Source organism: Streptomyces sp. NPDC030840, assembly GCF_055572015.1.
Genome location: NZ_JBVIEE010000024.1, coordinates 52,344 through 65,857, shown reverse-complemented (window position 1 = coordinate 65,857; position 13,514 = coordinate 52,344). Strand labels below are relative to the sequence as shown.

13 protein-coding genes are annotated in these 13,514 nt (G+C 71.4%); 6 read left to right on the top strand and 7 right to left on the bottom strand.

Annotation, left to right across the window (positions count from 1 at the left end):
- Positions 1 to 75 precede the first annotated feature (75 nt).
- From ACZ49J_RS36500 to ACZ49J_RS36475, 6 genes are all read right to left on the bottom strand, one after another.
- Positions 76 to 159, bottom strand: coding sequence for a putative leader peptide (locus tag ACZ49J_RS36500; protein ID WP_350807544.1), 84 nt, complete (start codon positions 157 to 159; stop codon positions 76 to 78).
- A gap of 233 nt (positions 160 to 392) precedes the next feature.
- Complete coding sequence (locus tag ACZ49J_RS36495) at positions 393 to 1,127, bottom strand: LmeA family phospholipid-binding protein (RefSeq protein ID WP_467455179.1); 735 nt, start codon at positions 1,125 to 1,127, stop codon at positions 393 to 395.
- Positions 1,128 to 1,371: 244 nt separating this feature from the next.
- On the bottom strand, positions 1,372 to 2,625 hold the full coding sequence (locus ACZ49J_RS36490) for a GNAT family N-acetyltransferase (RefSeq protein WP_467455180.1): 1,254 nt from the start codon (positions 2,623 to 2,625) through the stop codon (positions 1,372 to 1,374).
- Between the two features lie 147 nt (positions 2,626 to 2,772).
- Entirely contained in the window at positions 2,773 to 4,116 is a 1,344-nt protein-coding gene (locus tag ACZ49J_RS36485; RefSeq protein ID WP_467455182.1) for a hypothetical protein, read from the bottom strand.
- 7 nt (positions 4,117 to 4,123) lie between these two features.
- Entirely contained in the window at positions 4,124 to 4,378 is a 255-nt protein-coding gene (locus ACZ49J_RS36480) for a MoaD/ThiS family protein (protein WP_467455184.1), read from the bottom strand.
- Positions 4,379 to 4,414: 36 nt separating this feature from the next.
- Positions 4,415 to 5,272 (bottom strand): alpha/beta hydrolase, encoded by an 858-nt coding sequence (locus ACZ49J_RS36475; protein WP_467455186.1) that lies wholly within the window; start codon positions 5,270 to 5,272, stop codon positions 4,415 to 4,417.
- 302 nt (positions 5,273 to 5,574) lie between these two features.
- Here ACZ49J_RS36475 and ACZ49J_RS36470 point away from each other — a divergent pair, with 302 nt between their 5' ends.
- Positions 5,575 to 6,363, top strand: coding sequence for a response regulator transcription factor (locus ACZ49J_RS36470; protein ID WP_467455188.1), 789 nt, complete (start codon positions 5,575 to 5,577; stop codon positions 6,361 to 6,363).
- Between the two features lie 116 nt (positions 6,364 to 6,479).
- Entirely contained in the window at positions 6,480 to 7,502 is a 1,023-nt protein-coding gene (locus ACZ49J_RS36465; RefSeq protein WP_467455189.1) for a LacI family DNA-binding transcriptional regulator, read from the top strand.
- Positions 7,503 to 7,655: 153 nt separating this feature from the next.
- On the opposite strand, the gene ACZ49J_RS36460 is transcribed toward ACZ49J_RS36465, so the two are convergent.
- A complete protein-coding gene (locus ACZ49J_RS36460; protein WP_467455263.1) occupies positions 7,656 to 9,215 on the bottom strand; it encodes a trypsin-like serine protease in 1,560 nt (519 codons plus the stop codon).
- 589 nt (positions 9,216 to 9,804) lie between these two features.
- On the opposite strand from ACZ49J_RS36460, the gene ACZ49J_RS36455 reads away from it, so the two are divergent.
- The 4 genes from ACZ49J_RS36455 (at position 9,805) to ACZ49J_RS36440 (ending at position 13,514) form a co-directional block, all read left to right on the top strand.
- Entirely contained in the window at positions 9,805 to 10,950 is a 1,146-nt protein-coding gene (locus tag ACZ49J_RS36455; RefSeq protein WP_467455190.1) for a S1C family serine protease, read from the top strand.
- 36 nt (positions 10,951 to 10,986) lie between these two features.
- On the top strand, positions 10,987 to 11,223 hold the full coding sequence (locus ACZ49J_RS36450; protein ID WP_467455191.1) for a hypothetical protein: 237 nt from the start codon (positions 10,987 to 10,989) through the stop codon (positions 11,221 to 11,223).
- A gap of 90 nt (positions 11,224 to 11,313) precedes the next feature.
- Positions 11,314 to 12,051 carry a response regulator transcription factor gene (locus ACZ49J_RS36445; protein WP_467455192.1) on the top strand — a complete coding sequence of 246 codons (738 nt, stop codon included), beginning with the start codon at positions 11,314 to 11,316 and terminating at the stop codon, positions 12,049 to 12,051.
- Complete coding sequence (locus ACZ49J_RS36440) at positions 12,048 to 13,514, top strand: HAMP domain-containing sensor histidine kinase (protein ID WP_467455193.1); 1,467 nt, start codon at positions 12,048 to 12,050, stop codon at positions 13,512 to 13,514. The genes ACZ49J_RS36445 and ACZ49J_RS36440 overlap by 4 nt, the downstream gene beginning before the upstream one ends.

The window sequence follows — 13,514 nt, the reverse complement described above, 5'->3', positions numbered from 1 at the left end:
CGGTCGGCCTGCGCGGCGCACGGGTGGCCCTGAGTGAAGTCGAAGGGCCGGGGAATCGGGAGGCGACACTCCCGGTCAGACAGCGCGACAGAGCATGGCGGCGACGCGGCACAGGTCTACTGCCCGCCGCTTCGTGAGGTCCGCCTGTCGCTGCTTCATGCGCTCGATCGTAGGGACGGACAGGCGGGCATGTCACCGGTGCCTCACATAGTGAGACGGGATCGTCCGGGATATGGGAAGAGCGGGCTGCTCGGGCGGCTGCCGTCCGGGCTCGGGTCCGGCCCGCCGACCGTCACATCTACTGTACGGACGGCCTTGTCTCGCCTGCCGGACAGCGGGCGGACAGCGGCGGACAGCGGCCGGACGGCGTGGATGGGCCTCGCTGGACCGTGCTACCCAGCCAGCCGGACGTCCGAACCCTTCACCGTGATCTCCACACCATCCTTACCGCCCTGCACCTTGTCGAGCTTGATGCCGCCGGGGAGGTCGTCGATGTTCTGCTGGAAGTCGGTGATCGAGCGGACCGCGTTCTCGGCGAGGTCGATGCCCAGGTCGGGGATGGAGTCGGCGCGTACCTCGACGGTGTCCCCCTTGACGCTGACCGTGCTGAGGACGGAGACCGGCTTGGGCAGCTTGTTGCCGAGGACGGTGGCCTCGATCTCGACCTTGATCTTGCCGTTGCCGCCGGCGGCGAGGCCGACGACCTTGGCGGAGACGCCGAGGCCGAGGTCGGTGGGCTCGGACTTCGCGGCCTTGAGGAGTTCGCCGTACGGGATGGTCGCCGTGCCGGTGGCGGTCCTCGCGGTGGCGGAGCTGTAGTCGCCGGAGAAGACGACGCCCCGCATGTCGGCCTTCATGTCCGAGATGCGGATCGTCTCACCGCCACTGCCCGTGGCGGCCTCGTAGTCCTTGAGGCCGACCTCGACGTCGTCCAGTTCACCGCTCGCGACCTGGGTGAGGAAGGGGAAGCCCTTGATGGACACGTCCGGGGTGGTGGACAGGCCCTCGGTGGTCCGCATCCTCTCCGCGGCCTCGTCCTCGGCGAAGTTGACCGCGACGCGGTCCGCGATCACGAACAGGCCGCCCAGGATCACGACGAGGATGAGCAGTATTCGCAGTGCGCGCATGTCTCGGTGTTCCCCACGTTCCCATTCGGCGGTCACTCGGTCGTCCGGTCCGGTTCTCCAGGCCGGTCGTGTCGTCCGGTCACTCGGTTGTCCGGTCGTGCGTCGTCCGGTCGTGCGTCGTCCGGTCGTCAACGGCCTGAGTAGCCGTCGAGGGTGAGCGTAATCCGGGCGGGTCCCGCCGGGGAGCCGTTCTGCGGGGTTGTTGATCATTTGTAGCACTGTGCCGGGGGCGGCGACCGCGCGGTCAGAACCAGTGCAGGCAGTGCGGGGAGCGGTCGGCGCGGAAGAGGGCGTCAGCGAGGGTGGCCGCGCCCGGGCGGTGGGCCCGGACGTGTCCGGCACGCACCAGCGTGCTCGGGGCGGTGCCGCCGAGGTAGACCGAGCCCAGGTCGCCCACGTCCAGGGACAGCTCGGGCTCGCGGTCCGTCGGAACGCAGTCGGCTTTGCCGTCCCGGACGGTCAGCAGGTAGCGGCCGCGCTCACCGAGGAACGGGTCCTCGACCTCCAGGACGAGCTCACCGTCCATGAACCAGCCGCGCGCGGTCAGCGCGCGCGGGACGTCCAGCAGCCGCACCCAGAGCCAGTCCATGACGCCGCTCACCTCGCCGGCGCGGAAGTCCGCCAACTGCCAGCGCAGCGGGTGATCGGGCGGGACGTGCTGGGACACGACCTGGGAGACCAGGTCGTGTCCGAGTACGAACCGGGCGAGGGCCGTGAAGACGGCGTCGTCGGCGGTGATGGTCTCGTCGACCGTCAGGGTGCCGGACTCGACCGCGTAGCTGGCGTACCCGTCCGGGGCGCCGTCGGCGTCACGGTGGACGGCGACGTAGCGCGGCGCCGGCGAGATCGGGGGCTGCCCCGCGCGCAAGGCCCACCAGCGGTGCGGCCGGGACAGCGCGCCGGGCTGGGCGCGGCGGTACCGGTCGTAGACCTCTTCGAGGATCTCGCCGCACTCGGCACGACGCAGCACCTCGACCGAGCCGCTGCCCGGGCCGCTGCCCGAGCCGTTGCCCGTGCCGGTCGCCGATGCGCCGGCCACTCCGCGCCCCCGGGGAACGGCGAGGGCGGCCTGGTGGCGCGGCACCGTCAGCCGCGCCGTGTGGGTCGCCGGGCCGTAGCCGAACCTGCCGTAGATCGGAGCCTGGGAGGCCAGCAGCACGGAGAGGACCTCCCCGCGGGCCCGCACCTCGGTGAGCTGATGCCGCATCATCGCGCTGAGCACGCCCCGGCGCCGGTGCGAGGGCAGGACGCCGACAGCGGTCACTCCGGGGGCCGGAACGAGGGTCTCACCGGGCAGGGTGAGCTCGAAGGAGTGCGTGGCGGCGGTGCCGACGGGCCGCCCGTCCGACGTCAGGGCGAGCAGGCAGCGGTCCGTTTCGAGCGCCGACCACCACAGTCCGCCGCCCTCGACCGGGGTTTCCGGGAAGCGCCCGAACGCGGCATGGACCGTGTCGACGAAGACGTCGAGGTCCTCATCGGTGGTGGAACGTATCTCCATCGCTGCCGCCGCCTCCTCGGGATGCCCCCAGTACCACGACTCATGGTGTCGGGCCACAGTGCAGCGTTGACTCGTGGCCGGGGCAAGCGAATTACGGCCGTCGGCGGCGGTCGTGAGCGAGGCGTCAGGCGGTGACGGGCCGCCCGACTAGCCCAGCGCCCGCCCCAGCACATACACCGCCGGAGCCGCCGCCGTCAGGGGCAGGGCCACTCCCGCGGTCATGTGGACGAAGCGCGACGGGTAGTCGTACGCGGCGACGCGGTGGCCGATCAGGGCGCAGACGGTCGCGCCGAGGCCGAGGACGGCACCCGACGTGCCGAGGTCCGTCATGCCGCCCAGCGCGAGGCCGGCACCCGCGCCCGCCGCGAGGCCCAGGAGTACCGAGACCACCGTCGGCAGAGGCAGCGCGCGGACCACGATCGCGACGGCCACCGCCCCCGCGCCCACCGTCACCGCGTCCGCCGCGGCCGCGAGATGCCCGGCGGCGACGATCGACAGGGCGGCCGACGCCACCGTGGCCATCAGGCCGTACATGCGCTCGTCCGGGTCGGCGTGGCTGCGCAGCTGGAGGACCAGGGCCAGCAGCACCCAGACACCGAGCGTGCCGAGGATCGCGGCGGGCGCGTTCTCCCGGCCCGCCACCAGCAGCGCCACGTCCGCCGTCAGCGCGCCCGCGAAGGCCAGCGCGATGCCCTGGCGGGCGGGCCACATGCCGTTCAGCCGGAACCAGCCGGCCGCGGTCACCGCCTGGAGGATCACCAGGGGGACGACCAGGGCGTACGACCCGATCGGCGCCGTCACCGCGAGCAGCGCCCCCAGCACGGCCGTGATCAGCGCGGGCTGCGCGCCGGGCTCGATGATCGGCGACCGGCCCTCGGCGCGGGCGCGCTGGGCGTCGGTCACCCGGGAGTTGCCGGTGAGGGTCGGAGGGCCGTAGGCGGGTTCGTCCGGGGCCGTGGGGGTGGGCTGTGCCGGGGGCATGGCGGCCGAGTCGTGCGGCTGGGGCCGGTGCGGCGGGGCCGGTTGCTGCTGCCATCCCGGCCCGGCCGCCTGCGCAGCCGCGCCCGTAGCCGGCGGCTGTCCGTAGCCCTGTGGCGGCAGGTACGCCGTCTCCGTCACGTCCACCGCGGCGACGGGCGGCTGCACCTGGGTCTCCCAGGTCTGGCCCTCCCACTGCTGGGTGTACTGCTGGGCGTGGGCGGCGGCGGCCTGCGCCTCGTCGTGCCCCTGCCAGGCGGGCTGCTGGTCGTACCCCGACTGCTGGTCGTACCCCGGCTGCTGCTGACCGGGCTGAGGCTGCGGGTGGCCGGGCTGTGGCTGCTGACCGGGCTGCGGGTGGCCGAACTGCTGCTGGTGCTGACCGGGCTGCTGCTGGTGGTGGCCGGGCTGCTGCTGGTGGTGGCCGGGCTGCTGCTGGTGGTGGCCGGGCTGCTGCTGGTGCTGATACGGGTCGTACCCCTCGTACGGGGCGCCGTACGGCTGGTTGCTCATGATCGCGTCACCCTCCTGCGAACGGCGGGAGCACCTCGACCGTGCCGCCCTCGGCCAGCCGTACCGTCTCATGTCCGCGGGTGCCCACGGGGTCACCGTCGATGAGGAACGAGCATCGCCGCAGGACGCGGACGAGTTCGCCGGGGTGTCGCTCGCGGGCCGCGTCCAGCGCCTCGGCGAGCGTGACCGCGTCGTACGGCTCCTCGGCGACTCCCGCGGCGGCCTTGGCGGCTGCCCAGTAGCGCACCGTGCCCTTTGCCATCTCGTCCCTCAATCGGTTGTGGTGAACACGGTCAGGCTATCGGGAGGACTTGGGAGCGGCCGCCGCCCAGGCGCCGATCCGCTCCAGCAGCCCGTCGTCCGCCGCGTTCTCCGCGTGCCCCATCCCCGGCTCCAGCCACAGTTCGCCGTGGTCACCGGCCGCCGCGGCCAGCATCCGCGGATGGTCGACCGGGAAGTAACCGTCCAGGTCCCCGTGGACGATCAGCAGGGGCGTGGGCGCGATCCTCGGCACCGCCTCGACCGGGGACAGGGGGACCGGGTCCCAGTGCCTGTGATGGATGCGGGTACGGAACCCGTAGCGGCCGACCACCCGGCCCGCCGGGTGCATCACGAGCCAGTGCACCCGGCGCATCGGTGCCGTACCCCGGTAGAACCAGCGGGCCGGCGCGCTCACCGACACCACCGCGTCCGTGTGCGCTCCCGCGCCCCCCGCGTGCTCCGCCGGCTCCGGTGCGCCGTGCAGCGCCGCGTGCCGCAGGACCACCGAGCCCCCCATCGAGAAGCCGACGGTGGCCACGCGCGTGTGCCCGAGTTCCCGCGCCCAGGCGACCGCCGCCGCCAGGTCGAGCACCTCGCGGTCGCCGACCGTGGAGCGTCCGCCCGAGGCTCCGTGGCCGCGGAAGGAGAAGGTCACCACGGCTCCGTGGCGGGCGAGGGCGCGCGCCACCCGGCGTACGTGCGGGCGGTCCACATCGCCGGTGAAGCCGTGGGCGACGACGAACACCAGGTCACCGGGAGGTGGCGCCTCGGCGTCGTATACGACGGCTGCCGGTTCGTATACGGAATCGATCGTCACGCCGTCGAGAGTGCGTAGAAACCTCCGCAAAGGGGCGCGAGAGGCCGTCTCGGAGTTCGGGAAGGAAGGGGATCGCATCACATGACCTGCCGGACCAGTGCTCCTGTGGGCTATTCTGCTGGGCAGAGGACTCGGGCAGCGTAGCCCCCGGGTCCTTTTGTGCTTTCGGAAGCGTTGTATACGAGGCGGGAAACCGCAGGTGTACGGGCCGTCGATCGCGCACGCGGGTCCCGGGGGGCGGGGGACTCGCACCGCAAGGCAGCACGCAAGGCAGCACCAAGCAGTGCCGCAAACGTCCTCGCAGGGACCGAGGAGGAACCAGACGTTATGGGCGAGCGAACCGTGCACGAATCGATGACGACCCGGGCAGGTGGAGCACGATGAGCTCTCTGCTGCTCCTGACCAATGCCCTCCAGCCGTCGACGGAGGTGCTTCCCGCCCTCGGTCTGCTCCTGCACAACGTGCGAGTGGCTCCCGCGGAAGGACCCGCTCTCGTCGACACCCCCGGTGCCGACGTCATCCTCATCGACGGCCGCCGCGACCTCCCGCAGGTCCGCAGCCTGTGCCAGCTGCTGCGTTCGACCGGGCCCGGCTGCCCCCTCATCCTCGTCGTCACCGAGGGCGGTCTCGCGGCCGTCACCGCCGACTGGGGCATCGACGACGTGCTGCTCGACACCGCCGGCCCGGCGGAGGTCGAGGCGCGGCTGCGGCTGGCCATGGGCCGCCAGCAGATCGTCAACGACGACTCGCCCATGGAGATCCGCAACGGCGACCTGTCGGTGGACGAGGCGACCTACAGCGCCAAGCTCAAGGGCCGCGTCCTCGACCTGACCTTCAAGGAGTTCGAGCTCCTGAAGTACCTCGCCCAGCACCCGGGCCGCGTCTTCACGCGCGCGCAGCTGCTGCAGGAGGTCTGGGGCTACGACTACTTCGGCGGCACGCGGACCGTCGACGTGCACGTACGGCGGCTGCGGGCGAAACTCGGCCCGGAGCACGAGTCGCTGATCGGGACCGTCCGCAACGTCGGCTACCGCTTCGTCACCCCGGAGAAGGTGGACCGGGCCGCGGACGAGGCGAAGGCCAAGGCGGCCCGGCCGAAGCCGGAGGACGCGGACGAGCCGGCGCACCTGGACGCCGCGGACGCCGCCGAGGTGGCCGCGGACGCGTAGGTCCGTCCGACCGGTGCGGGGTGAACCCGGCGGGCCGCGCAGGTTACCGCCGGGTTGAACCAGGTTGAGACCTGTACGCCCTGCCCAGAGGCTTGCAATCCGCGTAGACTCCGCCCGTGGCCAAGGTGACTCGGGATGACGTGGCGCGACTTGCGGGGACTTCCACCGCCGTCGTCAGTTATGTCATCAACAACGGACCCCGGCCGGTCGCCCCGGCCACGCGCGAGCGTGTCCTCGCCGCGATCAAGGAACTGGGGTACCGGCCCGACCGGGTCGCCCAGGCCATGGCGTCACGGCGTACGGACCTCATAGGCATGATCGTGCCGGACGCGCGCCAGCCCTTCTTCGGGGAGATGACGCACGCGGTCGAACAGGCAGCCGCCGAGCGCGGGAAGATGGTGCTCGTCGGCAACACCGACTACGTCGCCGAGCGCGAGGTCCACTATCTGCGAGCTTTCCTCGGGATGCGGGTCTCGGGGCTGATCCTCGTCAGCCACGCGCTCAACGACAACGCGGCGGCGGAGATAGAGGCGTGGGACGCGCGGGTGGTGCTGCTGCACGAACGGCCCGAGGCGATCGACGACGTGGCCGTGGTGACCGACGACCTGGGCGGTGCCCAGATGGCCGTGCGGCACCTTCTGGAGCACGGCCACGAGTACGTGGCCTGTATGGGCGGCGTCGCCGAGACCCCGCTGATCGGTGACCCGGTCTCCGACCACGTCGAGGGGTGGCGGCGTGCGATGCAGGAGGCGGGGATCTCCACGGAGGGGCGCCTGTTCGAGGCGCCGTACAACCGCTACGACGCGTACGAGATCGCTCTGGAGCTGCTGGCCGGGGCCGACCGGCCGCCCGCGATCTTCTGTTCCACCGACGACCAGGCGATCGGTGTGCTGCGGGCCGCGCGGGAGTTGCGGATCGAGGTGCCCGGGGAGCTGGCGGTGGTCGGGTTCGACGACGTGAAGGAAGCGGCGTTGACCGATCCGCCGATGACCACGGTGGCGACGGATCGTACGGGGATGGCTCGGGCCGCGGTCGATCTCGTGCTGGATGACGGGGTTCGGGTGGCCGGGTCCCGTCGTGAGCGGGTGAAGCTCTTTCCGTCGCGGTTGGTTGTGCGGCGGTCTTGTGGGTGTGGGTAGCGTTGTCGGGGTTTCGGCGGTTTGCTGACTGCGGGTTCGTTGTGGCTTGTCGCGCCCACGCGGCGGAGCCGCACATCGACACAGCCCCGCGCCCCTTGAATGCGGCGGCCCGCACCCCTTTCGGGGTGCGGGCCGCCGCATGTGCGGGTGAGCTCAGAACAACAGGTTGTACTGGTTGAAGCCCGTGCCCAGGCTGATCCTCGACGAGAACAGGTCGCTGGACGCCTTGCCCGTGCCGCGGTACAGCCACAGCGTGCCGTCGGTGCCGCGGGCCATGACGTCGGCGATGCCGTCGCCGTTCACGTCGCCGTTGGTGACGTAGGACGTGAAGTTCCAGCCCGTGCGGGCCTTGATACGGGCCGACCAGGGGGCCGAGGACTTGCCCGTGCCGCGGTACAGCCACAGGGTGCCGTCGGTGCCGCGGACCAGGAGGTCGGCCTTGCCGTCGCCGGAGAGGTCGCCGCGGCCCATCAGCCTGACGCCCTTCCAGGCGCCCGAGACGACCTTGATCTTGCTGTTGAACTGGCCGTTGCCCTTGCCCGGGTACAGGTAGACATTGCCGGACGAGTCCACCGCGACGAGGTCGGGGCGGGCGTCACCGGTCAGGTCGCCGGGGACGGCGTACGACTTGTAGCCGCCCCAGACCGAGCTGATCTGCATCCAGGTCCACTCCCAGCTGGAGTGGTCCATGTAGCTGCGGTACAGCTTGCCGTCCGTCTTGTCCCGGATGATCAGGTCCTGGTAGAAGTCGCGGTCCAGGTCGGCCTGCAGGGCCCAGCCGGCATACTCCCAGCCGTTGCCCTGGTACTCGCGGGGCGCGAGCGACGTACCCTTGCTGGCCTGCGCGAACAGGTTGCCCGACGGCGTGCGGGCCAGCAGGTCCGCGCGGCCGTCGAAGGTCAGGTCGGTGTCGTCGATGCGCGGCTGGGCCGCCCATGTGTACGAGGAGACCTTGGTGAAGACGGGGTAGGCGCCCTCGGCGGTGCAGCCCTCGACCCCCCAGGAGACGATGCCGGCGATCTTGCCGTTCACGACGAGCGGGCCGCCGGAGTCACCGTTGCAGGGGGTGTTGGTGCCCTCGTCGCCGCCCGTGGCCGGGGTGCCCGCGCAGACCATCGAGCCCTCGGCGAAGTAGTCCTGGCCGAGCACCGACCGCATGGCGGTGTCGCAGGTCGAGTCCGCGACCATCGGAAGGCTCGCCTTGCGGAGCTTCGGGGACAGCTCGGCGTCCTCGCCACCGGAGGTCAGGCCCCAGCCGTACACCGTGCCGGTGGTGCCGGGGGTGTAGAGCGAGCTGTCGTTGGAGGCGGCGAGACGCAGCCAGGACCGGTCCAGGGGACGGTCCAGGGTGAGGACGGCGACGTCGTTCCTGATGGTCGCCTCGTCGTATTTCGGGTGGCTCCACTGGCGCCAGACTCCGGCGACGTCGCCGGTGGAGGCGTCGAGCAGGTCGGTCGTGCCGGAGATCACGGAACCGTTCTGCGCCCAGTTCAGGCCCGCCACGCAGTGCGCGGCCGTGAGGACCTTGTTCGGCGCGACGAGGGTGCCACCGCAGAAGTAGCTCTCGTCGGCGGCCTCGTCGTAGGTAGTAGAGCTGCACCATCCAGGGGACGCTGGAGATCGTCGTCTCCGTGCCGCCGACGATGAACGGTGACTGCTCGGTGGAGTCGGAGGACTCGGGAGACTCGGTGGACTCGGAGGAGTTCGCGGAATCGGAGGACTTCTTGTCCGCCTCGGCCGCTTCCTCCTTCGCCGCCTTCATGGCGCGCTCGCGCAGTTCGGCGTCGGAAGCGGTGGGCTTCGGGGCGGCGCTCTCCTGCCGGGCGATGCCAGGGGCGGGCAGGCCGGCCGGTCCGTCGGCCGCGCTCGCGGGCGTCGCGAGGGCGCCGGCACAGCTCAGCGCCAGCGCGAGAGCGGCCACGGGCAGTGCCGTGACCACACGTCTCCGGCGGCCGCGCAGGGCACGTATCACTCAGGGCTCCTGGGGTGCGAAAGGGGTAGTAGGGCCCGAGAAGGGCGTACTACGCGACGCGCGGGCCACTCCTGCCGTACGTGACGTACGTCAGTGGGCGAAACCGCGGAGCCCCCCTCCGGCGCGGATGATCGTAGGCACTACATGTCCCCCTGCGCACTGGTGTCACAGAGGGACGAACAAGTATTCGTGCGGCGCCTTCCGCGACCTCACCCCCGGCAACCCTCCGTTTCCCCGGCGCGCCGCCTTTATATCGGGCATACGAGGTTCTGCCGGGCTTCTCAGCCGGCACTCAGGAACGTCTCATGGACGGGCGACAAGCTCGGAGACATGACCGAGAGCTTCCGCCGCAGCGGCGAGTACGAGAACCCCCAGGGGCACGGACACCACGCTGACTACCCCATGCAGTCGGCGGCCCCCCAGCAGCAGCACGCCTCCTCCCCGGTGAACCCGGAGTGGCCGCCCCCGCCCGCGTACGACCCGCAGGCGCCGGCGAACGCCGGGTACCAGGCCGGTGGCACGCACCAGGAGCCCGCCGCGGCGACCACCGCCACGGCCACCGCTCTCCTCAACGAGCCCGTCTCCTCCGGCCCCGCCTCGGCTCCCAAGAAGCGCGCCCGCGGCCCGCTGGCCCTGCTCGCGGCCGTGGCGATCGTCGCGGCGGCCATCGGCGGCGGCACCGCGTACGGCATCCAGGAGCTGACCGGCACGGACACCGCGGCCTCCGCCACCACGAGCACCAGCGTGGTGCCGACCAGCCAGAAGGGCACCGTCGCCGGGGTCGCCAAGGCGGTGAGCCCCAGCATCGTGGAGATCAGCGCGAGCTCGAACGCCGGCGAGTCCACCGGTTCGGGTGTGATCATCACCAGTGACGGCGAGATCATCACCAACAACCACGTCGTCTCCGGCGCCGACTCGGTCAAGGTGACGACCAGCACCGGCAAGGAGTACACCGCCAAGGTCGTCGGCACCGACAGCAAGAAGGACCTCGCGCTGATCAAGCTGGAGAACGCCTCCGGGCTGAAGGCCGCCTCGCTCGGCGACTCCGCCGACGTCCAGGTCGGCGACGAGGTCGTCGCGATCGGCTCGCCGGAGGGCCTGAGCGGCACGGTCACCAGCGGCATCGTCTCCGCGCTGAACCGGGACGTCACGGTCGCCACCGACGAGGGCCGGCCGCAACAGCAGGGCGATGGCTGGCCTTTCGAGTTCGGCGGGCAGCAGTTCAACGGCGACACCGGCTCGTCCACGACGACGTACAAGGCGATCCAGACCGACGCCTCGCTCAACCCGGGCAACTCCGGCGGCGCGCTGATCGACATGAACGGCGACATCATCGGCATCAACTCGGCGATGTACTCGGCGGCCGGCTCGGGCTCCTCCGACGCGGGCAGCGTCGGCCTCGGCTTCGCCATCCCGATCAACACGGTCAAGTCCGACCTGAGCACGCTGCGGGCCGGCGGTTCCGACAACAACTGAGCCGCCCCCGCGGGGCAACGGACCAAGGAGTTCGACATGACCACGCAGATCACACAGATCACACAGATCATGCAGATCAGGCAGGTCGCGCACGAGTACGGTCCCGACGTGTACGGAGACCCGGCCGGGCTCGCTCCGGCCCTCGCCGTGGCGTACGAGCTGCACCCGCCGGCGCCGCGCGCACCCGAAGTGGCCACCGCCCCCGCGGAGGTCCGCCCCACGGCCCGCCGGAACACCGCCGCGCGCACCCGCCGCCGTACGGTCCGCGGCTGACCGTCACTGACCGTACGTACCGCACGGCCACCTGACGTGCGACGCTGAAGGCGCCCGTCAGGTCCCACCGCACCCGAGGAACGACACACCATGAGCCCCGCCGAAGGCGACCGTGAACCCCAGCGCATCCTGATCGTCGACGACGAGCCGGCCGTGCGCGAAGCACTCCAGCGCAGCCTGGCCTTCGAGGGATACGACACCGAGACGGCCGTGGACGGCGCGGACGCCCTGGAGAAGGCGACCGCGTACCGGCCCGACCTGGTCGTCCTCGACATCCAGATGCCGCGGATGGACGGCCTGACCGCCGCCCGCCGTATCCGCGGCGCGGGCGACACGACACCCATCCTGATGCTGACGGCCCGTGACACGGTCGGCGACCGTGTCACGGGGCTCGACGCCGGGGCCGACGACTACCTGGTCAAGCCGTTCGAGCTGGACGAGCTCTTCGCCCGCGTCCGGGCCCTGCTGCGCCGGAGCTCCTTCGCGGCTGCGGCGGCGGCCGGCGCGGTCCGGGAGGACGAGGCGCTCACCTTCGGCGACCTGCGGATGAACCTCGCGACCCGTGAGGTCACCCGCGGATCCCGGCCCGTCGAGCTGACCCGTACGGAGTTCACCCTCCTGGAGATGTTCATGGCCCACCCGCGCCAGGTGCTCACCCGTGAGCAGATCCTGAAGGCGGTCTGGGGCTTCGACTTCGAGCCGAGCTCGAACTCCCTCGACGTGTACGTCATGTACCTGCGCCGCAAGACGGAGGCGGGCGGCGAGCCCCGCCTCGTGCACACCGTGCGCGGGGTCGGCTATGTGCTGCGGTCGGGTGGCGCGGAGTGAGGAAGGTCCTGCGCCGCTACCGGTCGCTCCCGCTGAGGGCGCGCCTGTCGCTGCTGGTCGCGGCGGCGGTGGCGTTCGCGGTGGCGGCGGTCTCGGTGAGCTGCTGGTTCGTGGTGCAGGGGAAGCTGTATGACGAGGTGGACAACGATCTGAAGAAGGCCACGGACAGGCCGCAGATGGCCAGCGCGGTGGCGGGCGTCCTCAACAACTGCGTCCAGGAGCCTTCGGGGACGTTCACCGGCGTACGGGCGCACGACACCTTCTACGTCCAGCTGGTCAAGGAGGACGGCACGGCCTGTGTCTCCGGTCAGTCCGAAGGCACGGTGAAGGTCACCTCCAGCGACGTCAACGTGGTCAAGAACGCGACGAGCCGCCAGGGCGTCCTGCGCAACGGCACGGACTCCGACGGCAAGGACGTGCGGGTGCTGACGGTTCCGCTGCTCGTCTCCGATGGCTTCGGCAGCGAGCCACAGCTGTACCAGGGGGCCGCGTTCACAATCGCCGTCTCGCTCAGGGACACCCAGAACACCCTCAACGACCTCGCCCTCCTGCTCCTCCTCGTCTCCGGCATCGGGGTCGTGGGCGCCGGAGCGACCGGCCTGTTCGTCGCCCGCGCGGCCCTGCGCCCCGTCGACAAGCTCACCGACGCCGCCGAGCACATCGCCCGCACCGAGGATCTGATGATCCGCATCCCCGTGGAGGCCGAGGCGGAGGACGAGATCGCGCGCCTGTCCCGCTCGTTCAACTCGATGACGAGCGCCCTGGCCAACTCCCGAGAGCTGCAACAGCAGCTCATCGCGGACGCCGGCCACGAACTCCGTACGCCCCTCACCTCCCTCCGCACGAACATCGAGCTCCTCACCCGCAGCGAGGAGACGGGCCGCCCGATCCCCGCGGCGGACCGCAAGGCGCTGCTCGCGTCGGTGAAGGCCCAGATGACGGAGCTGTCCTCCCTGATAGGCGACTTGCAGGAGCTGTCCCGCACGGACACGGGCCAGCAGGGCGACCGCGTGCAGGTGGTGGACTTCCAGGACACGGTGGAGTCGGCCCTGCGCCGCGCCCGTCTCCGGGGGCCCGAGCTGACGATCACGGCGGACCTCGACCCCTGGTACGTACGGTCGGAACCGGCGGCCCTGGAGCGGGCGATCGTCAACATCCTCGACAACGCGGTGAAGTTCAGCCCCGAGGGCGGCACCATCGAGGTGGCCCTGGCGGCCGGCGTCCTGACGGTCCGGGACCACGGCCCCGGCATCCCCGCCGACGAACTCCCGCACGTCTTCGACCGGTTCTGGCGCTCGCCTTCAGCACGCGCGCTGCCGGGCTCGGGCCTGGGCCTGTCCATCGTGGCCCGCACGGTCCAGCAGGCGGGCGGCGAGGTGACCCTGACCCGCGCGGAGGGCGGCGGCACACTGGCGACGGTACGGCTGCCGGGGGCGCCTACGCCGCCGCCCGAGGTGCCCTGA